Here is a 20,261-nt window from a genome sequence, read left to right as displayed (position 1 = left end):
CGCTTTCCACGCCTTATTCGCCCGCCTGCTCCCGGGCCACCGCCCGGTAGCCGATGTCGTTGCGATAGTAGACATCGTCCCAACTGATCTGCCGGACCAGGGCGTAGGCGCGCGCCTGCGCCTCGGCCACGCTGTCGCCCAGGGCGGTGGCGCACAGCACCCGGCCGCCGGCGGTGACCACGGTGCCATCCCGTTGCGCGGTGCCGGCGTGGAACACCTTCTCGCCCGCCACCGGCTCGGTCGGCAGGCCGCTGATCACATCGCCCTTGCGGTAGTCGGCGGGATAACCGCCGGCCGCCAGCACCACGCCGAGGGAGGCGCGCGGGTCCCAGTCGGCCTGCTCCCGGTCCAGTCGCCCCTCCAGGGCGGCCAGGCAGTGGGCCACCAGGTCCGACTTCATGCGCAGCATGATCGGCTGGGTCTCTGGATCGCCGAAGCGGCAGTTGTACTCCAGTACCTTGGGCACGCCCTCGGCGTTGATCATCACCCCGGCATAGAGGAAGCCGGTGTAGGGCAGCCCCTCGGCCGCCATGCCCGCCACCGTCGGCCGGATCACCTCGTCCATGATCCGCTCATGCATCGCGGGGGTGACCACCGGGGCCGGTGAGTAGGCGCCCATGCCGCCGGTGTTCGGCCCCCGGTCGCCGTCGTCCCGGGCCTTGTGGTCCTGGGAGCTGGCCATGGGCAGGATGTGCTCGCCATCCACCATGACGATGAAGCTGGCCTCCTCGCCGGTGAGAAACTCCTCGATCACCACCCGGTGTCCCGCCTCGCCGAAGCTGTTGCCGGCGAGCATGTCGCGCACCGTGGCCTCGGCGACGCTCATCTCCGCGGCGATGATCACCCCCTTGCCGGCGGCCAGGCCATCCGCCTTGATGACGATCGGCACGCCCACGCGATGCAGGTAGTCCAGGGCCGGGTCGATGTCGGTGAAGTTGCCGTAGGCGGCGGTGGGGATCCGGTGGCGCGCCAGGAAATCCTTGGTGAAGGCCTTGGAGCCCTCCAGCTGGGCCGCCCCCTGGCTGGGTCCGAAACAGTTCAGGCCGGCGGCCTGGAAGGCGTCCACCACCCCCAGAACCAGCGGGGCCTCCGGGCCGACGATGGTCAGGCCGACCTGATGGGTCTGGGCGAACTCAACCAGGGCCTCGATATCTTCCACGCCGATCGGCACGTTCTCCATGCCCGGCTCCAGCGCCGTGCCGGCATTGCCCGGTGCCAGGTAGATCTTCTCCGCCAGGGGGGACTGGGCGGCCTTCCAGGCCAACGCATGTTCGCGGCCGCCGCCGCCGATAATCAGGATGTTCATGTTGGATTGCCCTGCATTTTCAAATTTAAGTTATTCGCGCCTGCTCAAAAACCCCATGCAAACAGACCCAGGCATCCTGCGGGTTGTGTGCAACGTTATGGGGAAGTAGCCGTTATTCGTGTTCATTTGCGTTCATTCGCGGCTCATCTTTTTCGTAGGTGCGGCTGAGTCAGATCAATAAGCAAGAATAAGTATTAGTCAGCGGTGCGTGGTCACGCCCCGGTCGCTGCGCTCGAAGAAGCGGGTGATGTTGTCGGTTTCCGGGGTGGCGCTTTCCAGTTTCAGTCGTGCCAGCGCCTGGCTGGTATTCAGCCCGGCGTGGTAGAGGGTCTTGTAAGTCTGCTTGATGGCGGCGCGGTTCGCCGCCGGCATACCGGCGCGCCGCAGCCCGACCGTATTGAGGCCGATCACCCGGGCCGGATTGCCGTCGCAGGTGACATAGGGCGGGATGTCCTTCACCACCTTGGCGCAGCCGGCGATCATGGCGTAGTCGCCGATAAAGCAGAACTGATGGATGGCCACCAGGCCGGAGATGAAGATCCGCTCGCCCAGCTCCACGTGGCCGGCCACGGTGCTGTTGGGACCGAACACGTTGTGACTGCCGAGCCGGCAGTCGTGGCCGGCATGGAAGCCGCACATGAAGTAGTTGTGGTCGCCGATCTGGGTGCCGCCCTCGGTCTTCACTCCGCGGCTGATGTTCACCCCTTCGCGGAACTGGTTGTGGTCGCCGATCAGTAATGGTCGGCTTTTGTCCGGGGTAAAGCCCAGGTCCTGCGGCTCGCAGCCAAGCGCGGCGCCGTGGTACACCCGGTTGTGGCGGCCCAGCCGGGTGCCCTCGAAGATGCGTACCCCACTCTCGATGCGACAGCCCTCGCCGATCACGACATCCGCCTCGATGATCGAATAGGGTCCTACCCGGACGGACTCATGCAGGCGGGCGCTGTCATGGATGATGGCGGTTGGATGAATGTTCATGGCAATGGATTTGTAGCGGGCACCCACAACCGGATACCCGCTGTGTCAGGTTTAGTGGCGGAAGTGGCGCATGCCGGTGAAGACCATGGCGATGTCGTGCTCATCGGCCGCCGCGATCACCTCGTCGTCGCGCATCGAGCCGCCCGGCTGGATCACTGCGCGGATGCCCGCGGCGGCGGCGTTGTCCAGGCCGTCGCGGAACGGGAAGAAGGCGTCCGAGGCCATTACCGATCCCGGCACCACCAGTCCGGCCTGCTCGGCCTTGATGGCGGCGATGCGGGCCGAGTTGACCCGGCTCATCTGTCCCGCGCCGACGCCGACGGTCATGCCGTCCCGGCAATAGACGATGGCGTTGGACTTGACGAACTTGGCCACCCGCCAGCTGAACAGCAGTGCCTCCATCTCCGCTTCGCTGGGGGCCCGTCGGGTCACCACCTGGAGCTGGTTGTAGAGCTGCAGATCGGCGTCCTGCACCAGCAGGCCGCCGTTGACCCGCTTCATCTCCAGGCGGTGGCTGGACTCGCGGTCCCAGGCGCCGCAGGCCAACAGGCGCACGTTCTTCTTGGCCGCGACGATCGCCACCGCCTCGTCGGTGACCTCCGGGGCGATGATCACCTCGACGAACTGCTTGTCGACAATGGCCTGCGCGGTCCTGGCGTCCAGGGTCCGGTTGAAGGCGATGATGCCGCCGAACGCCGACTCCGGATCGGTGCTGAAGGCGCGCTCATAGGCCTCGGTCAGATCGGCACCGAAGGCAACGCCGCAGGGGTTGGCGTGCTTGACGATGACGCAGGCCGGGGCCTCGTAGAACTGCTTGACGCACTCCAGGGCGGCGTCGGTATCGGCGATGTTGTTGTAGGAGAGCTCCTTGCCCTGCAACTGTCGGGCGGTGGCGATGCACGCCTCGGGCTGGTCGCGTTCGATGAAGAAGGCCGCCTTCTGGTGCGGATTCTCGCCATAGCGCATGGTCTGCACCTGGCGATACTGCAGGTTGATGGTGCGCGGGAAGTCCGTGGTTTCGCCAGCCACACGGGCACCCAGGTAGTTGGCGATGGCGCCGTCATAATTGGCGGTGTGCTCGAAGGTCTTCACCGCCAGGTCGAAGCGGGTGGTGTCGCTGACGCGACCGTCGTTGCTGTCCATCTCCTGCAGCACGCGGGCATAGTCCCCGGCATCGACGATGACCGTGACATCCTTGTGGTTCTTGGCCGCTGCGCGCAGCATGGTGGGGCCGCCGATGTCGATGTTCTCGATCGCGGTGGGCAGGTCGCAGTCCGGGTTGGCGACGGTCTCCTCGAACGGGTAGAGGTTGACCACGATCATGTCGATCGGCGCGATGCCGTTGTCGGCCATCACCGCGTCATCGATGCCGCGCCGGCCGAGGATGCCGCCATGGATCTTCGGGTGCAGGGTCTTGACCCGGCCGTCCATCATTTCGGGGAATCCGGTGTGGGCCGAGACCTCGGTGACCGGGATCTGCTGTTCCGCCAACAGGCGGGCGGTACCGCCGGTGGAGAGGATCTCCACGCCGCGCTGATGAAGTGCCTGGGCGAACTCCACGATGCTGGACTTGTCGGAGACACTGATGAGGGCTCGGCTGATTGCTGTCATGATCCTGAACCTGCTTCTGCTGGATGATTAATGGAAACGCGGCCGGCCGGCCGCGTTATGGGTTCGTTTGCTATCTCGTCAATCGGCTCAATCGAGATCGTAAAGAGCCAGCTTCTTACGCAGGGTGCTGCGGCTGATGCCGAGAATCTCGGCAGCACGGGTCTGGTTACCCTCGGTGTGGGTCATGACGGTCTCCAGCAGTGGCTGCTCCACCTCGGCCAGCACCATCTGGTAGATGTTGGCCGCGCTGTGGCCGTCCAGCTGCCGGAAGTAGCTGGCGAGGGCATCCCTGACGCATTCGCGCAGGGGTTCTGTTGCCTTGTTCTTGGCCACGGAAAAGTGTGGCTTGTTGGGTTCTTGCGCCAGTAAGGCTTCCATCGTCATGCTGCCCGCTCCTTATTTATGGCCAACTGATCGAAAAATTCCACGATCAGGGCTTTTTGTTTTTCCGTTGAGTCGGTTGTATTTATGCGCTGTCTGAAGAGCGCGCCTCCCGGTTGGGTCTTGCTGTACCAGGCGATATGCTTGCGTGCGATGCGCACCCCCTGAAACTCGCCGTAAAATGTGTACAGGTTCCCCAAGTGCTCCAATAGGATATCGCGAATCCATGCCGGTTGGGGAGCGGAATGTTTTTCCCCCGTTTTCAGGTAGTGGTCGATCTCGCGAAATATCCAGGGGCGTCCCTGGGCGGCCCGGCCAATCATGATAGCATCGGCGTCGGTCAGTTCCAGCACCTTTTTTGCTTTTTCCGGCGATTCGATATCGCCATTGGCGATCACCGGGATGGTGACCGCCTGCTTGATCGCGCGGATGGTATGGTACTCCGCACTGCCGGAGAAGCCGCAGGCGCGGGTGCGGCCGTGCACCGCCAGGGCCCGGATGCCGCTGGCCTCGGCGATGCGTGCGATCTCCAGGCCGTTACGGTTGTCCGGGTCCCAACCGGTGCGGATCTTCAGGGTGACCGGTGCCTCCACTGCCCGCACCACGGCGTCGAGAATGCGTCCCACCAGGGGCGGGTCCATCAGCAGTGCCGAGCCGGCGGCCACCCGGCACACTTTCTTGGCCGGACAGCCCATGTTGATGTCGATGATCTGGGCGCCGTGGTCGACATTGATCCGCGCCGCCTCCGCCATGGTCCGCGGATCGGCGCCGAGGATCTGTACCGAGACCGGGCCCGGTTCACCCGCGAAGTCGAGCCGGCGCACCGTCTTGCGGGTGCCGCGCAGCGAGGCATCTGAGGAGATCATCTCGGAGACCGCCATGCCGGCGCCGAGGCGGCGACAGAGCCGGCGGAACGGCCGGTCCGTGACCCCTGCCATCGGTGCGACCAGCAGATTGTTGTCGAGTTGGTAAGGACCGATGCGCATCGTCTATCTATACAGGCCGGTTGATTCTGGAGCGGTCGCGAAGAGAGGCGGCTATGGTACGACGATCCATCGGAAGGGACAAGGGACAAGCGCCCGACCTGGGTGCTGTCGGGAACTCAGTAGAAGTCGAACTGGAATCCCACTACCTGGTCGCCCGGGTCCTCCAGTTCCAGGTGGATAGTCTCGGGAATGCCCGGCTGCAACAGACCCCTGGGCGTGTCGCGGTACTCCTCCGGGCTGAACCGGCGCCGGGCGATCAGGCCGCCGCTGCTGTCCAGCAGGCTCAGTTCCAGTTGCGGCCAGGGCTGGATGAAGTCGGCGTCATTGCGCAGGATGAGCATCAACTTCAGGGCGCCCTCCCGGTCCGGGTGGGTGGTGATGGCGCGGGAGACCACGTGCAGTTTTTCCGGTTCATGCCGGGGCGGCAGCTGACAGAGCAGCAGCTCGCAGGCGCTCTCCAGCAGCTCCCGGCCGGCGGGGTAGCGCAACAGGTGATCACGCCCGAACCAGGCGAGCTGGCCCAGGGCCACGAGCAACAGCAGCAAGATGGCGAGTGACCAGCCGAGGGTGCCCCGGCGGCGGCCGATATCCTCCAGGCTTTCCTCCAGCGAGAGGGGCGCGGTCTCGGCCGGCTGGATCTCGGGCAGGTCGTGGGGGATGTCGAACGGGACCCTGGCGGGACGCGGCGCATCCGCCGACGGATAGCCCGGCTCGGTGTCGGCATCGACTGTCTCCTCCCCTGCCGTGTCCGGCTCGCAGCCGAAATCGGTCTCGCGGGCCGACTCGGGGGGCGGCTCGACAGGTGGCTCGATGGATTCATGCAGCTGCGAGTCCAGGCCGATACGGACACTGTCCATCTCCGGATCGTCGAAGTGATAGAGCGGCTCGAACGGGTCGCGCTCGTCATCCCTGGCCAATCCCTCGGCAGCCTCCTGCTCCGGTTCCGGCGCGGGCGTCTCCGGGCTGATCTGCAGGGTCAGCAGCAGTTCGGACAGGCTGCTGTGCATCTCCCCGCGACTGATCTCCTGCGCGGGGCTGTCGAACGGCAGTTCCAGGTTCTGTGGCGGTGGATACGCCTCGATCAGGCGGGATTCCGGCCAGTCTGTCGCCGGGGGTGGCTCGCGCAGGTTGTCCAGGGCGCTGAACACCCGGTCGCAACGGCAGCAGTGGGCCTTGCCGGCGGCCGCTTTCAGCTGCTCGCTGCTGATGCGGAACAGGGTCTGGCAGTGGGGGCACTGGGTATACACGGTCAGTGGGTCCTGTTCATTGCCGGGTTCCCTCCAGCAGCACCCACTCCTCCTGGTGCCGCGGCGGCTGCATGGCGAAGGCCTCGGCATAGGCGTCACTGACCATCTGCGCCTGCTCGCTGAGGATCCCGGAGAGGATGATGCGGCCGCCCGGGCGGGTCAGTCCGGTCAACTGTTCCTTGAGCTCGATCAGGGTGCCGGCGAGGATGTTGGCCAGCACCAGGTCCACCGGGTGTCCGGGCAGATCGGCGGGGTCACAAGGCTGCAGCCGCTCCAGCACGCTGTTCTTTTCGGCATTGGCGACGGTGGCCTGCATCGCCTGCGGGTCGTGGTCGGTGGCATACACTCGCTTCGCCCCCAGCTTCAGCGCCGCCACCGCGAGAATCCCCGAGCCGCAGCCGAAGTCGATCAGCTCCAGCCCCTCCAGCGGGGTGCGGTCCAGCCACTGCAGGCAGAGGGCGGTCGTCGGGTGGGTACCGGTGCCGAAGGCGAGTCCCGGATCCAGCTCGACGACGATGGCGTCGTCCTGCTCTACGTGCCGGCCCTGAGGGCAGATCCACAGCCGCCGGCCAAAGGACATGGCGTGGAAGTTGTCCAGCCAGGCGCGCTCCCACGCCTGGTCCTCCAGCACCTCAAGGGCGAGGCTGCGGGTGACGTCGCGGTTGAGGGTCTGGTTGAGGGTCTGGTTGATGCGCTGGCGCAGCTCGTCGCTGTCGATGTCGCCGGCAAACAGGCCGGTGACCCGGGTCAGCTTCCAGAGGGGGAGTTCGCCCGGCCCGGGTTCCAGCAACGGTTCATCCTCGGCGTCCTCTAGGGTGGTGGAGAGGGCGCCGAGATGTTCAAACAGCAACTCGATCAGCGGTGCCTGATCCTTGCCGGTAGTCAGATGGGCCTGTATCCAGGGCACGTTCAGCTCCTGTTGGCCGGCCCCGGTCTCCGCCGCGAGCCCGCCGCTTGCTACTAGATACCCAGTTTCTTTTCCAGGTAATGAATGTTGGCGCCACCCTTGGCGAATGCCTCGTCCACCATGATCCGTTGCTGCAGCGGGATGTTGGTCTTGATGCCGTCCACCACCATCTCCGAGAGGGCGGTCCGCATGCGGGCGATGGCCGAGGCGCGGTTCTCGCCATGGGCGATCAGCTTGCCGATCATGGAGTCGTAATGCGGTGGTACCCGGTAACCGTCATAGATGTGGGTGTCCACGCGGATACCCGGCCCGCCCGGGATATGCAGATGGGTAATGTCGCCGGGGCTCGGCATGAAGGTGACCGGGTCCTCGGCATTGATGCGGCACTCGACCGCGTGGCCGCGTATCTGGATGTCGGACTGCCGGTAGGCGAGCGCCTCGCCGGCGGCGATGCGCAGCTGCTCCTTGACGATGTCGACGCCGGTGATCATCTCGGTTACCGGGTGTTCCACCTGGATCCGGGTGTTCATTTCGATGAAATAGAATTCGCCGTTCTCGTAGAGGAATTCGAAGGTGCCGGCGCCCCGGTAACCGATGCGGCGGCATGCCTCGGCACAGCGTTCGCCCAGGCGGTTGCGCAGCTCCTCGGAAATGCCCGGGGCCGGCGCCTCCTCCACCACCTTCTGGTGCCGACGCTGCATGGAACAGTCGCGCTCGCCCAGGTGGATGGCGTTGCCGTGGGTATCCGCCAGTACCTGGAACTCCACGTGCCGGGGATTCTCCAGGTACTTCTCCATATAGACGGTATCGTTGCCGAAGGCGGCGCCCGCCTCGGCCTTGGTCAGGGAGATGGCGTTGAGCAGGGTCGCCTCGGTGTGCACCACGCGCATGCCGCGGCCGCCGCCGCCGCCGGCCGCCTTGATGATCACCGGATAACCGATCCCGGCGGCCATCTTCAGGGTCTTGCGCTCATCGTTGTCGAGGGGGCCGTCGGAGCCCGGGACACAGGGCACCCCGGCGGCCTTCATCGCCTCGATGGCGGTGATCTTGTCGCCCATCATGCGGATGGTTTCCGGCTTGGGGCCGATAAAGATGAAGCCGCTCTCCTCCACGCGTTCGGCGAAATCGGCATTCTCGGAGAGAAAGCCGTAACCGGGGTGGATGGCCATGGCGTCGGTCACCTCGGCGGCGCTGATGATGGAGTGGACCTGCAGGTAGCTGCCGGCCGAGGGGGCGGGGCCGATACAAACGGTCTCATCCGCCAGCCGGACATGCTTCAACTCCCGGTCCGCCTCGGAGTGGACCGCCACGGTCTTGATGCCGAGTTCACGGCAGGCCCGCAGGATACGCAGGGCGATTTCGCCCCGGTTGGCGATGACGATTTTTTCGATCATAGCGACAGGGGCCTTTAGTCGATAATAAACAGGGGCTCGTTGTATTCCACCGGCTGGCCGTTCTCCACCAGGACTTGGGTGACGACCCCGGACTTGTCACACTCGATCTGGTTGAGGATCTTCATGGCCTCGATAATGCAGAGGGTTTCACCCACGCTGACGTGTTGGCCGATCTCGACAAAGGGTTTCGAAGTGGGGGTGGGGGAGCGGTAGAAGGTGCCGACCATGGGCGAACGGATCGCATGGCCGGTGAGCTCCGGCTTGGCTTCGGCCGCGGCGTCGTGGACAACGGCCGGTGCCGGTGCCGCGGCCGCGGCCACCTGGGGCTGCGGGGCGGCCATGAACATGGCGGGCGGGGCCGAGCTGACGCGGCTGATGCGTACCGACTCTTCCCCTTCGTGTATCTCGATCTCGGCGACGTCGGACTCTTCGATAAGTTCGATCAGTTTTTTTACTTTGCGGATATCCATTGTGGCTGTAAATCCCGGTTCAGTGGCTAGAGGCTGAGGCGCTTGAGGGCGGCAGCGAGTGCGAGTTCATAGCTCTGCACCCCCAGGCCGCTGATAACGCCTTCAGCGATATCGGAAAAATAGGAGTGCCTGCGAAACGGCTCCCGTGCGTGAACATTGGAGAGGTGCACTTCTATGAAGGGTATGCCCACCCCGAGCAGGGCGTCGCGTAGCGCCACGCTGGTGTGGGTAAAGGCAGCTGGATTGAAGATGATATAGGCGATCTGCTCGTCGCGGGCGCGGTGAATGCGCTCGATCAGCTCATGTTCGGCATTGCTCTGGGTGAAGGTGAGGTTGTGCCCCGCACCTTGGGTGAGGTGGGTCAGCCGCTCTTCAATATCGGCCAGCGTGTCCCGGCCGTACAATTCGGGTTCCCGGGTCCCCAAGAGATTCAGGTTGGGTCCGTTCAGTACCAGGATGGTGGCCATGATTGTTTACCTGACGGGTGCCGGGCGTTGCCGCCGCACCGTTGATGCTGCTGTTGAATGAATTCGAGCTAAGGGCAAATTCTGACGGAGCAGGTCCAGTTTGTCCAGATTTTAACGAAGATCACGTCACGTTCGACGAAAATTTATAGCGAATTAAAAGGGTCGGTCGCCTCGCCGGTTACAGCAAGGGTTCCAGCTCCCGCTCCAGCACCTCGCGGCTCACCTCGCCCACCTGGATGTAGCGGGTGTTACCCTGGCGGTCGAAAATGGCGGTGAACGGCAGCGAGTCGAAGCGGTTGCCCATGCGGTTGGAGAGCCTGATGGCGTCGGCATTGCCGATCAGGATCGGGAAGTTGATGGCGTAGATATCGACGAAATCCTGCACCATGAGCGGGTCGTCGATGGCGATGCCGACAAACTGTACCCCCCGGTCGGCGTAGGCCTGCTGGGTCTCAATGAACAGCGGCATCTCCTTGCGGCAGGGGGGGCACCAGGTGGCCCAGTAGTTGATCACCAGGACCTTGCCGTTCCACTGGCTGCTGGCCTGCTGTTCACCCTCCAGGTTGGCGAAACTGAAGGCCGGCAGGCGGCTCTCGGCGTTGCCGGTCAGCTTGGGTTTGGCCGGCTCCTGTTCACAGCCCGCCAGCAGGCCGAGGGTCATCAGGAGCAGGGCGGGCAACAGGAGAGAACCCGGGAGAGAACGAATCGTCATTGCAGCGCCTTTCTTACGTGGTTGCTGAAGTCGTCGGGCCCCATGAAGCCGACCACGCGGTAGCCGCGGCGCTCTTTGCCGTCGCGGCCGTAGAACATGATGCTGGGTGGGCCGGGCAGGCCGAAGTGACCCTGCAGCAGGGCCACGTCCTGGGCGTCATTGGCGGTCACGTCGGCCTGCAGCAGGACGGCGTCGGAGAGCGCAGCGATCACCTTGGGGTCACTGAAGGTGTAGCGCTCCATCTCCTTGCAGGAGACACACCAGTCGGCATAGAAATCGAGCATTACCGGTTTCCCGGCGGCGCTGGCCGAGGCGACCTCACGCTGCAGGTCGGCCACGCTCTTGATGCGCCGAAACTGCAGGTGCGCCGCCTCGCTGCCGCCGCTGGCCGCCATCAGGCCGCGTAGCGGCTGCACGGTATCCCGGCCGCCGGCCGCGGCGCCGATCAGCATCAGGGTGCCGTAGATCAGCACCACCACGCCGAGGCCCTTCCACAGGCGATCCCAGCCCGAGGCCTCCACCGCCAGCTCGCGCAGGGCACCCATGTAAATGGCGCTCACCACCAGCAGGATGCCCCACAGCAGCATCGAGACATCCACCGGCAGTATCCGCTCCAGCAGGATGATGGCCACCGCCAGCATGCCGACGCCGAATACCGCCTTCACCTTGTCCATCCAGCTGCCGGCGCGCGGCAGATACTTGCCCGCCGAGGTGCCGATGATGATCAGCGGTGCGCCCATGCCCATGGCCAGGGTAAACAGCGCCAGGCCGCCAAGCAGGGCATCGCCGGTCTGGCCGATATAGATCAACGCGCCGGCCAGGGGCGGCGCCACGCAGGGGCCGACGATCAGCGCCGAGAGGAAACCCATGACGGCGACGCCGGCCAGGGTTCCGCCGCTCTGCCGGTTGCTGCGTTCCGCCAGCTTGCTCTGCCAGCGGCTGGGTAGCTGCAACTCGTAGAAGCCGAACATGGAGAAGGCCAGCAGGACGAACACCAGGGCGAAGAAGCTGAGAATCCAGGGATCCTGGAAGGCCGCCTGCAGATTCTGCCCGAATAGTCCCGCCAGTATCCCGGCGGCAGTGTAGGTGAGGGACATGGCCAGCACATAGACCACCGAGAGGGTGAACGCCTTGCGGGTGGTGATACGGCTGCCCTGCCCGGCGATGATCCCGGAGAGGATCGGGATCATGGGGAAGACACAGGGGGTCAGGGAGAGCGCCAGCCCGAGGCCGAAGAACAGCGGTATCACCAGCCAGGTGTTGCCGCCGGCCAGGGCGGCGGCGATGCTGTCCAGTTCGGAAAGCGGCTCCGCCGCCACGTTGGCTGTGACGGGGCTGGCCACGGCGGCGTTGGGCGTCTGGGTGGCGATCAACGCCTGTTGCGCCTGCTGCAGGGGGGAGGGGGTGGCCGGTGCGGCCGACGATCCGATTGCCTGGGGCGGTAGCGCCAGTGACAGGGTCTTGCGGATCGGTGGATAGCAGACGCCCAACTCGGCGCAACCCTGGTAACCCACCTGCAGCTGAATGTCGGTGGCCGCCGGATTGCCGCGGATCAGCGGTAGCGGCAGGTTGATCTCATTGTGGTAGACCGGCAGATCGCCGATCGACCCGTCGGGCCGCAGCGCATCCCGCTTCATCTCTGCGGGTGGCAGTTGGAAGCGGCCCAGCTGTACCCCTTCGCCGCTCAGCAGTTCAACATGGATCTTGTCCTGATAGAGATAGGTGCCGTCGGCGATGCGCCAGATCAGGCGGATGAGGTCCGGCCGCTCGACTTCCGCCGAGAGCTGGTAGGCCTGCTCCGGGGTGAGTATCTCGTCCTCGTCCTGCAGCCCCAGTGCCTGGCCCAGGTTGCCGCCCAATTTACCCAGGGCGGCGAGGGCGGGTGTGGCGGCTGGGGCTGCCTGGGCAGGGGCGACGGGGGCCAGTGACAGGGTCACGGTCTCCTTCTGCGGCGGATAGCAGAGACCGGCATCGGCACAGCCCTGGGAGACCGTGGCCAAGGCCAGGGTGGTGTCCGCGCCGGGTGCGCGCTCGATGGGAATCCGCATGGATACCGAGTTACGGTACACCTCCATGTCGCCGAAAAACTGATCCGTTTTGATTTTTCCCGCCGGGAATTCGGCCTCCCCCAGGGTAATGCCGGGGGTCTCGCTGGTGAACTTGAATTTGCTGCGGTAGAGGTAATAGCCGTCGGCGATTCGCCAGGTTGCGCGGACGCTGCCGTCCTCCTCGGCCAGGGCGGAGAGTTTGAACGCCTGCTGGGGCAGCAGGTAGTCCGGTTCCTCCTGGGCGCCGGCGAGGCCCGGTAACAGCAGCAGGAGCAGCAGGAACAGCGGGTTCAATCTTGTTGTTGTGTGCATTCATCAATCCAGTGGAGATAGGCCGGCAGCCCCTGTTGTACAGGGACCGCTATGATCTCCGGTAGTTCATAGGGATGGACGGAGAGAATGGCTTGCTGCAGGTCCACGTAACGCGCTTGCGTGGTCTTGATCAGCAGCTGCCACTCCTCCGACGTCTCAAGCTTACCCTGCCAGGAATAGACCGACTTTACCGGGGCGATGATGTTGACGCAGGCGGCGAGTCGTTGTTCAACCAGGAGGCCGGCAATCCGGTCGGCGCTCGCCTGGTCGGGGCAGGTACAGTAGATCAAAAGCTTGTCCACAGGCATGTGGCGGACGATACAGGATTGCCCGTTCGCGCGCAAAATGTTAAGGGCTCGCGCAAAAATAAGTTTCGGTATTCGGTCGCAACTAGACCCCGCTGGCAGCGTTACGCTTTTTGCCAAGGGAACGGCCATTGCCTGCAAAGCGTGCCTTGCCAGCGTGGCCCAGTTACCACCTCGGTACTGCGAAATTATTCTTGCGCGAGCCCTAAGTCGAGCCGGCGCGGGCGTGTCGGCCTTCGCGCGCTGCACCAAGCGTGGGTAAAGAGAGCGAGGGGTGGGGGCATCATGAGAAAGATTCAGGCGATCCGGGCCACCTGGTTTGGTCGGAGTCGTCTTGAAACGGGCAGTGGCGGGGCGTAAGCTCTGCCCCCATGAATCCATTACTCGCGCTCCTACTGCTGTTTGTCGGTATCCCCCTGGTTGAGCTCTATTTCCTGATCGAGGTCGGTTCCCGGATCGGCGCCCTGCCGACCATTTTCCTCACCGTCTTCACCGCCGTGCTGGGTGGGCTGCTGGTGCGCCTGCAGGGCTTCTCCACCGCCATGCGGGTCAGAGCCGGGATGGAGCGGGGCGAGGTGCCGGCGATCGAGATGCTGGAAGGGGTGGTGCTGCTGCTCAGCGGCATCCTGCTGCTGCTACCCGGCTTCTTTACCGACCTGTTCGGTTTCCTCTGTCTGGTGCCGCCGGTACGGCGTGCCATGATCGTCTGGTTCCTGAAGCGCGCCGGCACCCTGCATCCGGCTCCGGGGAATGATCCGCAACAGCGCAACCCGGAGCATCGCGTCATCGAGGGCGAATGCCGTCGGGATGATGAGTGAGCTGGACGCGGCCGCGCCGATCGGTGTCTTCGACTCCGGGATCGGCGGACTCTCGGTACTGACGCAGATTCGCCGGCTGTTGCCGGCGGAGTCGCTGCTGTACGTGGCCGATAACGGCCATCTCCCCTACGGCAACAAGCCCGCGGACTATGTCATCGCCCGCTCCCTGGCGATCACCCGGTTCCTGACGGAGCAGGGGGCGAAGGCCATCGTGGTGGCCTGCAACACCGCCACGGCCGTGGCGGTGGCGGAGCTGCGCCGGCAGTTTGCGCTGCCGGTGATCGGCATCGAGCCCGGGCTGAAACCGGGCATCCGCCACAGCCGTGGCGGTGTGGTCGGGGTCCTGGCTACCGCGGGTACCCTGGGTAGCGAAAAATTTCAGCGGCTCATCACGACCCATGGCCAACAGCGCCGGGTGATCGTACAGCCGTGCCACGGCTGGGTGGAACAGGTGGAGTCGGGAGCCCTGGCGAGTCAGAAGACCTGGGAGCTGGTGGCGTCCATCATCCAGCCCCTGCGGCTACAGGGGGTGGATACCCTGGTGCTCGGCTGTACCCACTACCCTTTCCTGGCGCCCCTGATCCGGGAACTGGCCGGACCGGAAGTGGAGATCGTGGATACCGGCCCGGCGATCGCCCGGGAGCTGCAGCGCCGTCTGGATGCCCTGGGATTGTTGCGGAGCGGGACGGGGACGGGCGGCGAACACTTCTGGGTAAGCGGCGATCCCAAGTCCGCCGGGATGCAACTGGCCCGGTTGTGGCGGCCGGGCTGTCCGCTGGAGCGGCTGCCGGCCGGCGTGGAGTAAGGGCCTGTCAATAAATCCTCGGGGTAGTCCCCCCGGCTCAGCCGGGGAGTCGTCAGGTTTGACCCATGCATGGGCCGAGCGCTTCTGGATGACAGATGGCAAATGGACTCTCGCCAAGACGCCAAGAACGCAAAGATTATAGGGCGCCCCGTGGGCGCCGTGGATGTTTGCGCCGATGTGGCGGCGGGCATGGCCCGCCCTATGACTGCGTCGATGAATCAGGTGCTAAAAGCAAGGTATGGTTTTTTCTTGGCGTCTTGACGAGAGTAATGATGTTTTACCGATCCAGGACCGGGAAGGCGTCGTGGGTACGAAAAGTCCCTTCATTTGTCGGAATCAAGACTGATCTGTTGTGCCGGCGGCACCGGGCATGGACCCGCTCAAGCGAGCAGCCGATACCACCAGCGCCCGAGCTGCTCGTGCAGGGCGTAGTAGCTGTCCAGCAGCGCCCCCGCGTTCGGCAGCCAGTCGTGGTAGCTCGGTTGGGTGCCCGGGATGTGGGCGAAACCGGTGGGCGCCGGTTGTACCGCGATCCCGGCGGCCTCGAATACATCCAGGGCGCGCAGCATGTGCCAGGCGTGGGTCACCAGCATGATCTTGCGGATGCCGCGCTGCTCCAGCAGCGGCTTCAGGGCATATGCCTGTTCCCGGGTAGTGCGGCTCTCCCCTTCGATCGCCAGCACACGCACGCCGAACTCTTGCTCCAGTACGTCACGGGCCAGGTCCGCCTCACTGGGGCCGCGGCTGCGTGGTTTGCCGCCGCTGGTGATCAGGGGCAGGCCGCTCTTGCGCGACAGCCAGGCGGCGTAGCGCAGCCGTTCCAGATGCAGGGTGTTGACGGTGTCCCGCTTGCCGAACTCCGCCGCCGCGTCGCGACGACCCGCCCCCAGCACCACGATGGCCTGGGCGTCGGAGCTGTCGATCTGCGCCTCGGTCAGCGCGGGCAGGGATTCCAGGCCGGCCATCAGCTCGCTGGAGAAGAAGGGGGTCGAGAGCAGATAGAGCGCCGTCACGCTGCACAACAGCAGCAGCTTGCCGAGCAGTCGCCGGACCATCAGCAGGCCGATCAGGCCGAGGAGCACCAGGACGCCGGGTGGCAGGATCAGGTCTTTCAGGGTCCAGACGATCTCCTGGGACATCACCTAATTCCCCGCGTCGCGGTCAAGCAGCGGGTTGGCCTGCAGGTCGGCATGGTAGGAGGAGCGCACCAGCGGCCCGCTCGCCACGTTGGAGAAACCCATCGCCTCGCCCTCCTGGCGTAGTTGATCGAATTCCCGCGGGGTGACGAAGCGGTCTACCGGCAGGTGCTCCCGGCTCGGTTGCAGGTACTGGCCGAGGGTCAGCATATTGACCTGGTGGTCGCGCAGGTCGCGCATCACCGCCAGCACCTCCTCGTGCGTCTCGCCCAGCCCCAGCATCAGACCCGATTTGGTCTGCACTTCGGGGTGGCGCTGCTTGAAACGGGAGAGCAACTCCAGCGATCCCTGGTAATCGGCCCCGGGGCGGGCCTGCCGGTAGAGCCGGGGGGCGGTCTCCAGGTTGTGGTTGAAGACATCCGGCCGGGTCTCGGCAAACGCCGCCAGCGCCACCTCGATGCGGCCGCGGAAATCGGGCACCAGGATCTCGATGCGGGTCTCCGGATTGTGCTCGCGCAGCGCCGTGATGCAGTCGACGAAGTGGCCGGCGCCACCGTCGCGCAGGTCGTCCCGGTCCACCGAGGTGACCACTACGTAGCGCAGCCGCATCGCTTTCACCGCCTCGGCCAGCTCCGCCGGCTCGTTGGCATCGAGCGGCAGTGGTTTGCCGTGGGCCACGTCGCAGAACGGGCAGCGGCGGGTGCAGATATCCCCCATGATCATGAAGGTGGCGGTGCCGTGGCTGAAGCACTCGCCGAGATTGGGGCAGGCCGCCTCCTCGCATACCGAGCTGAGCTTGCTCTGGCGCAGGATCTGCTTGATCTCGTTGACCCGCTCACCACTGGGCAGCTTGACCCGGATCCAGTCCGGCTTGCGCGGCATTACCCGGGTCGGCTCGACCTTGATCGGGATCCTCGCCAGCTTCTCGCCGCCGCGCTGGTGGGTCTCGGGGGTGGCCCGTGACGGGGCGTTGTGGTCTTCGACTTTACTCATGGGATGGATTGTCGCCTGTGGCCGTTGTCAGTGCACCAATATTATTCTCGCAAAGAGGCAGAGCGCGTAAAGGTAAAAAAACAGGATTTTTGAAGGGATGGGGGGCAATCGCATTTTCCAGGCCATTCTGTGATGTATGCACAAGTATATATCCTTGTTTTCTTGGCGTTCTTAGCGTCTTTGCGAGAGGTTTATGGAATGATCGAGTCAAGATTATAGCCGAGCCGTTGTAACAGGTGCCGGGTCAGCGCTTCGCCAACCGATGACAGTTTCGTCGATTGTGTCAGGTCCGCCATCTGGGTGACCCGCAGGTCGGCAAAGCCGCAGGGGTTGATGCGGCTGAACGGCTCCAGGTCCATGTCCACATTCAGGCTCAGCCCGTGAAAGCTGCAGCCGTGGCGGACCCGGAGCCCGAGGGCCGCGATCTTGCGGGCGTCGACATAGACCCCGGGGGCGTCCGCGCGGGGGTAGGCGGCGATGCCGTAGTCCCGCAACAGGTCGACAATGCTCTGCTCGATCAGGGTGACCAGCTGGCGCACCCCCAGGCGGTGACGCCGCAGGTTGAGCAGCAGGTAGGCCACCAGCTGTCCCGGCCCGTGATAGGTGACCTGGCCACCGCGATCGGTGCGGATGACGGGGATATCGCCGGGGGCGAGCAGGTGTTCCGGTCTGCCGGCCTGGCCCAGGGTGAATACCGGTGGATGCTCCACCAGCCAGATCTCGTCGCGGGTTGTGTCATCCCGTTCGGCGGTAAAGCGTTGCATCTCCCGCCACACCGTTTCGTAGGGCTGGCGGCCAAGCTCCCGGATCAGCGGCGGCCGGGTGGGGAGGTCGGCCGTCATAGGCTCATTACCACGTCCCGGTGGGCGGTGAGCGCGTAATAGATGGCGTCCAGCTGCGCCTTGCTGGTGGCCTGGAAGGTGACGGTCACCGACAGGTACTTGCCGTTCTTGCTGGCGCGGCTGCGGCTGGACTGGTGCGGCAGGTTGGGCACATGCAGCGAGACGATCTCCATCACCAGTGCCTCGAAGTCCGGGTGGCTGGCGAGCCCCATCGCCTTGACGGCGAATTCGCAGGGGAACTCCAGCAGGGTCTCTTTCTGTTCGTTCATGTTGACGGAGCACCTAGGATGGTATCCGGCCCGCCTGGAGCAGGGCCTTGTATTCGCCGTAGCAGGCGGCCATGCGGGTGTAGATGGGGCCGGGTGTGCCGTTTCCAACCGGGTGGCCGTTCAGTTCCACCACCGGCGTCACCTCCTTGGTGGAGCTGGTGACCCAGATCTCGTCGGCGCTGTCGAGCATCGCCTCGCTGATCTCCTGTTCACGACAGGGCAATCCGTGTTGGTGCGCCAGCTCCAACACCAGGTCGCGGGTGATCCCGGGCAGCAGCCGGTCGCTCTTCGGTGGCGTGATGAGTTCCCCCGCCTGGACGATGAACAGGTTACTGGCGGCCCCCTCGGTGGCCTGGCCGTCGCGGATCAGGATCGCCTCGCCCGCCCCCTGGTCCAGCGCCTCGCTGCGCAGCAACACATTGGCCAGCAGGGTAATCGCCTTGATGTCGCAGCGCAGCCAGCGGTTGTCGGCCAGGGTGATGGCCTTGATGCCCGTCGCCAGGGTAGTGGGGTCCGGGTAGAGCGCCGGCTGGGTCATGACGAAGACAGTCGGCGCGATGCCGTCGGGAATGGCGTGGTCGCGCTGGCCGCTGGAGCCGCGCGTGACCTGCAGGTAGATCGACTGGTCTGCCCCCGGCAGCTGGCCGATGAGGCGTTCCAGGATGGCTTGCCACTCGCCCCGCTCCAGGGGATTGTGCATGCGGATGGCGTGCAGGCTGTTGTCCAGCCGGCGCAGGTGCTCCTCCAGCCGGAACAGTCGGCCGCCGTAACAGGGGATCACTTCGTAGACCCCGTCGCCGAACAGGAAGCCCCGGTCCATGACCGAGACCTGACCCTCCTCGGGCGGCAGAAAGCGGCCATTGAGATAGATTTCCGCTGGCCGCGCCTGCATCGTTACTCCAGCCATAACAGGACGGTATCCTTGGCGATCTGCACCAGTCCCCCTTCGACGATTGAATCCAGCGCCACCAGCTCGGTCTCGACGATGCTCTCCCCGTCCAGGGAGACGCTCACCGTGCCAAGCGGTTGTCCGGAGGTCACCGGGGCCATGATCTGCGGATCGATGCGCATGCCGGCGTTCAGGTTCGGGTATTGTCCCCGGGGAATGGTGATGTAGAGATCCCGGGCCAGCCCCAGGCGCAGCCGCTCCTGGCTGCCTTTCCAGACCCGCGTGTCGGTCAGCTTCTCGCCGGCACCGTAGAGTCGGTGGGTCTCGAAGAAGCGGAAGCCGTAGTTGAGCAGGGACAGGCTCTCGCTGGCGCGGGCCTCCTCGCTGCGGGTGCCCATCACCACCGCGATGAGGCGCATGCCGTCCTTTTTGGCCGAGGCCACCAGGCAGTAGCCGGCGGCCTCGGTGTGACCGGTCTTCACCCCGTCCACCGCGTCGTCGCGCCACAACAGCTTGTTGCGGTTGTGCTGCCTGATGCTGTTGAAGGTGAACTCCTTGGTGGCATACCACTGGTAGATATCCGGAAACTCGCGGATGGTGGCGCGGGTCACCCGGGCGATATCCCGCGGCGTGGTGTAGTGCTCCGCGTGCGGCAGTCCGGTGCTGTTGACGAAGTGGGTGTTCGCCATCCCCAGGCGCTTGGCGTGGTCGTTCATCAGGTTGGCGAAGGTCTCCTCGCTGCCGGCCACATGCTCGGCCAGGGCGACGCTGGCGTCGTTGCCGGACTGGATGATCATGCCCTTGAGCAGCACCTCAAGGGCGATCTTTTCCCCCACCTCGATGAACATCCGCGAACCGGGGGTACGCCAGGCCTTTTTGCTTACCAGCACCTGGTCCTGCAGGGTCACCTGACCCGCCTGGATCTCTTTCATGACCACATAGGCGGTCATGATCTTGGTCAGGCTGGCGGGCTCCAGGCGCTGTTCGGCATTGTTCTCGGCCAGCACATGGCCGCTGTCGAAGTCGATCAGCAGGTGGCCGGTGGCGGCGACACTGGGTGGGGCCGGCACGGGGGCGGCAGTGGCGGACAGCGTGAACAGGGTCAGCAAAAGCAGGCTAAACAGGGCGGGGAGGGCGGTGCTGGTGGTGCGTGCAAACATGGTATTCCTTGGTCAGTTACTTGAACCTGAAGCAGCTGGCGCTACTTTAAATTTGATCAAAGTACTTTTGTAGGGTGGATAAGCGACAGCGCATCCACCGCGGCAATGGTGGATGCGCCTACCGGCTTATCCACCCTACGAAACAGAAACAGCTTTACCCGGCAATATTTCCGGCAATATTTAAGCTGGAAGACTACTAGAGACAGCTTACAACAGGTCGGGTTCTGT

21 protein-coding genes are annotated in these 20,261 nt (G+C 64.8%); 2 read left to right on the top strand and 19 right to left on the bottom strand.

Features of this window, described 5'->3' with window-relative positions; all coding sequences use genetic code 11:
* Positions 1 to 13: 13 nt before the first annotated feature.
* The 13 genes from purD to cutA all read right to left on the bottom strand — a co-directional run bounded on the left by purD (position 14) and on the right by cutA (position 13,106).
* Positions 14 to 1,306 (bottom strand): phosphoribosylamine--glycine ligase, encoded by a 1,293-nt coding sequence (gene purD, locus NPX02_RS04570; protein WP_260292152.1) that lies wholly within the window; start codon positions 1,304 to 1,306, stop codon positions 14 to 16.
* A 198-nt stretch (positions 1,307 to 1,504) separates the two neighbouring features.
* On the bottom strand, positions 1,505 to 2,281 hold the full coding sequence (gene lpxA, locus NPX02_RS04565) for an acyl-ACP--UDP-N-acetylglucosamine O-acyltransferase (protein WP_260292151.1): 777 nt from the start codon (positions 2,279 to 2,281) through the stop codon (positions 1,505 to 1,507).
* A 51-nt stretch (positions 2,282 to 2,332) separates the two neighbouring features.
* On the bottom strand, positions 2,333 to 3,892 hold the full coding sequence (purH, locus tag NPX02_RS04560; RefSeq protein WP_260292148.1) for a bifunctional phosphoribosylaminoimidazolecarboxamide formyltransferase/IMP cyclohydrolase: 1,560 nt from the start codon (positions 3,890 to 3,892) through the stop codon (positions 2,333 to 2,335).
* Between the two features lie 87 nt (positions 3,893 to 3,979).
* The gene (gene fis, locus NPX02_RS04555) at positions 3,980 to 4,276 is read right to left on the bottom strand and encodes a DNA-binding transcriptional regulator Fis (RefSeq protein ID WP_260292146.1); all 297 of its coding nucleotides are present in this window, start codon (positions 4,274 to 4,276) and stop codon (positions 3,980 to 3,982) included.
* Positions 4,273 to 5,259 carry a tRNA dihydrouridine synthase DusB gene (gene dusB / locus NPX02_RS04550; RefSeq protein WP_260292145.1) on the bottom strand — a complete coding sequence of 329 codons (987 nt, stop codon included), beginning with the start codon at positions 5,257 to 5,259 and terminating at the stop codon, positions 4,273 to 4,275. Before dusB ends, fis begins: the two co-directional genes overlap by 4 nt.
* A 116-nt stretch (positions 5,260 to 5,375) precedes the next feature.
* Entirely contained in the window at positions 5,376 to 6,506 is a 1,131-nt protein-coding gene (locus NPX02_RS04545) for a DUF3426 domain-containing protein (RefSeq protein ID WP_260292144.1), read from the bottom strand.
* Between the two features lie 16 nt (positions 6,507 to 6,522).
* Positions 6,523 to 7,413 (bottom strand): 50S ribosomal protein L11 methyltransferase, encoded by an 891-nt coding sequence (prmA, locus tag NPX02_RS04540; RefSeq protein WP_260292142.1) that lies wholly within the window; start codon positions 7,411 to 7,413, stop codon positions 6,523 to 6,525.
* A gap of 53 nt (positions 7,414 to 7,466) precedes the next feature.
* The gene (gene accC, locus NPX02_RS04535) at positions 7,467 to 8,807 is read right to left on the bottom strand and encodes an acetyl-CoA carboxylase biotin carboxylase subunit (RefSeq protein ID WP_260292137.1); all 1,341 of its coding nucleotides are present in this window, start codon (positions 8,805 to 8,807) and stop codon (positions 7,467 to 7,469) included.
* A gap of 14 nt (positions 8,808 to 8,821) precedes the next feature.
* Positions 8,822 to 9,277: an acetyl-CoA carboxylase biotin carboxyl carrier protein gene (gene accB / locus NPX02_RS04530; RefSeq protein WP_260292136.1), complete on the bottom strand. Its 456-nt coding sequence runs from the start codon at positions 9,275 to 9,277 to the stop codon at positions 8,822 to 8,824.
* 26 nt (positions 9,278 to 9,303) lie between these two features.
* Positions 9,304 to 9,744, bottom strand: a complete 441-nt coding sequence (aroQ, locus tag NPX02_RS04525; protein WP_260292135.1) for a type II 3-dehydroquinate dehydratase — start codon at positions 9,742 to 9,744, stop codon at positions 9,304 to 9,306.
* Positions 9,745 to 9,922: 178 nt separating this feature from the next.
* Entirely contained in the window at positions 9,923 to 10,456 is a 534-nt protein-coding gene (locus NPX02_RS04520) for a TlpA family protein disulfide reductase (protein ID WP_260292134.1), read from the bottom strand.
* Positions 10,453 to 12,816: a protein-disulfide reductase DsbD gene (gene dsbD, locus NPX02_RS04515; protein WP_260292133.1), complete on the bottom strand. Its 2,364-nt coding sequence runs from the start codon at positions 12,814 to 12,816 to the stop codon at positions 10,453 to 10,455. The genes NPX02_RS04520 and dsbD overlap by 4 nt, the downstream gene beginning before the upstream one ends.
* Positions 12,795 to 13,106, bottom strand: coding sequence for a divalent-cation tolerance protein CutA (gene cutA / locus NPX02_RS04510; protein ID WP_335342510.1), 312 nt, complete (start codon positions 13,104 to 13,106; stop codon positions 12,795 to 12,797). Before cutA ends, dsbD begins: the two co-directional genes overlap by 22 nt.
* A gap of 386 nt (positions 13,107 to 13,492) precedes the next feature.
* On the opposite strand from cutA, the gene NPX02_RS04505 reads away from it, so the two are divergent.
* Positions 13,493 to 13,939 (top strand): FxsA family protein, encoded by a 447-nt coding sequence (locus tag NPX02_RS04505; protein ID WP_260292130.1) that lies wholly within the window; start codon positions 13,493 to 13,495, stop codon positions 13,937 to 13,939.
* Entirely contained in the window at positions 13,932 to 14,744 is an 813-nt protein-coding gene (gene murI, locus NPX02_RS04500; RefSeq protein WP_260292129.1) for a glutamate racemase, read from the top strand. Before NPX02_RS04505 ends, murI begins: the two co-directional genes overlap by 8 nt.
* Positions 14,745 to 15,124: 380 nt before the next feature.
* On the opposite strand, the gene NPX02_RS04495 is transcribed toward murI, so the two are convergent.
* The 6 genes from NPX02_RS04495 to NPX02_RS04470 all read right to left on the bottom strand — a co-directional run bounded on the left by NPX02_RS04495 (position 15,125) and on the right by NPX02_RS04470 (position 20,033).
* On the bottom strand, positions 15,125 to 15,883 hold the full coding sequence (locus NPX02_RS04495) for a YdcF family protein (protein WP_260292128.1): 759 nt from the start codon (positions 15,881 to 15,883) through the stop codon (positions 15,125 to 15,127).
* A gap of 3 nt (positions 15,884 to 15,886) precedes the next feature.
* The gene (gene lipA, locus NPX02_RS04490; protein ID WP_260292127.1) at positions 15,887 to 16,873 is read right to left on the bottom strand and encodes a lipoyl synthase; all 987 of its coding nucleotides are present in this window, start codon (positions 16,871 to 16,873) and stop codon (positions 15,887 to 15,889) included.
* A 191-nt stretch (positions 16,874 to 17,064) separates the two neighbouring features.
* Positions 17,065 to 17,715, bottom strand: coding sequence for a lipoyl(octanoyl) transferase LipB (lipB, locus tag NPX02_RS04485; protein ID WP_260292126.1), 651 nt, complete (start codon positions 17,713 to 17,715; stop codon positions 17,065 to 17,067).
* Positions 17,712 to 17,984 (bottom strand): YbeD family protein, encoded by a 273-nt coding sequence (locus NPX02_RS04480; RefSeq protein WP_260292125.1) that lies wholly within the window; start codon positions 17,982 to 17,984, stop codon positions 17,712 to 17,714. Before NPX02_RS04480 ends, lipB begins: the two co-directional genes overlap by 4 nt.
* Positions 17,985 to 17,997: 13 nt before the next feature.
* On the bottom strand, positions 17,998 to 18,891 hold the full coding sequence (locus tag NPX02_RS04475) for a D-amino acid aminotransferase (protein ID WP_260292121.1): 894 nt from the start codon (positions 18,889 to 18,891) through the stop codon (positions 17,998 to 18,000).
* Positions 18,879 to 20,033 (bottom strand): D-alanyl-D-alanine carboxypeptidase family protein, encoded by a 1,155-nt coding sequence (locus NPX02_RS04470; protein WP_260292119.1) that lies wholly within the window; start codon positions 20,031 to 20,033, stop codon positions 18,879 to 18,881. Before NPX02_RS04470 ends, NPX02_RS04475 begins: the two co-directional genes overlap by 13 nt.
* Between the last annotated feature and the right edge of the window lie 228 nt (positions 20,034 to 20,261).

This window comes from Sedimenticola hydrogenitrophicus, from assembly GCF_025175675.1.
Classification (GTDB): domain Bacteria; phylum Pseudomonadota; class Gammaproteobacteria; order Chromatiales; family Chromatiaceae; genus Sedimenticola; species Sedimenticola hydrogenitrophicus.
Note: the sequence above shows the minus strand (reverse complement) of the source record. Positions and strands in the feature narration are given on the sequence as shown.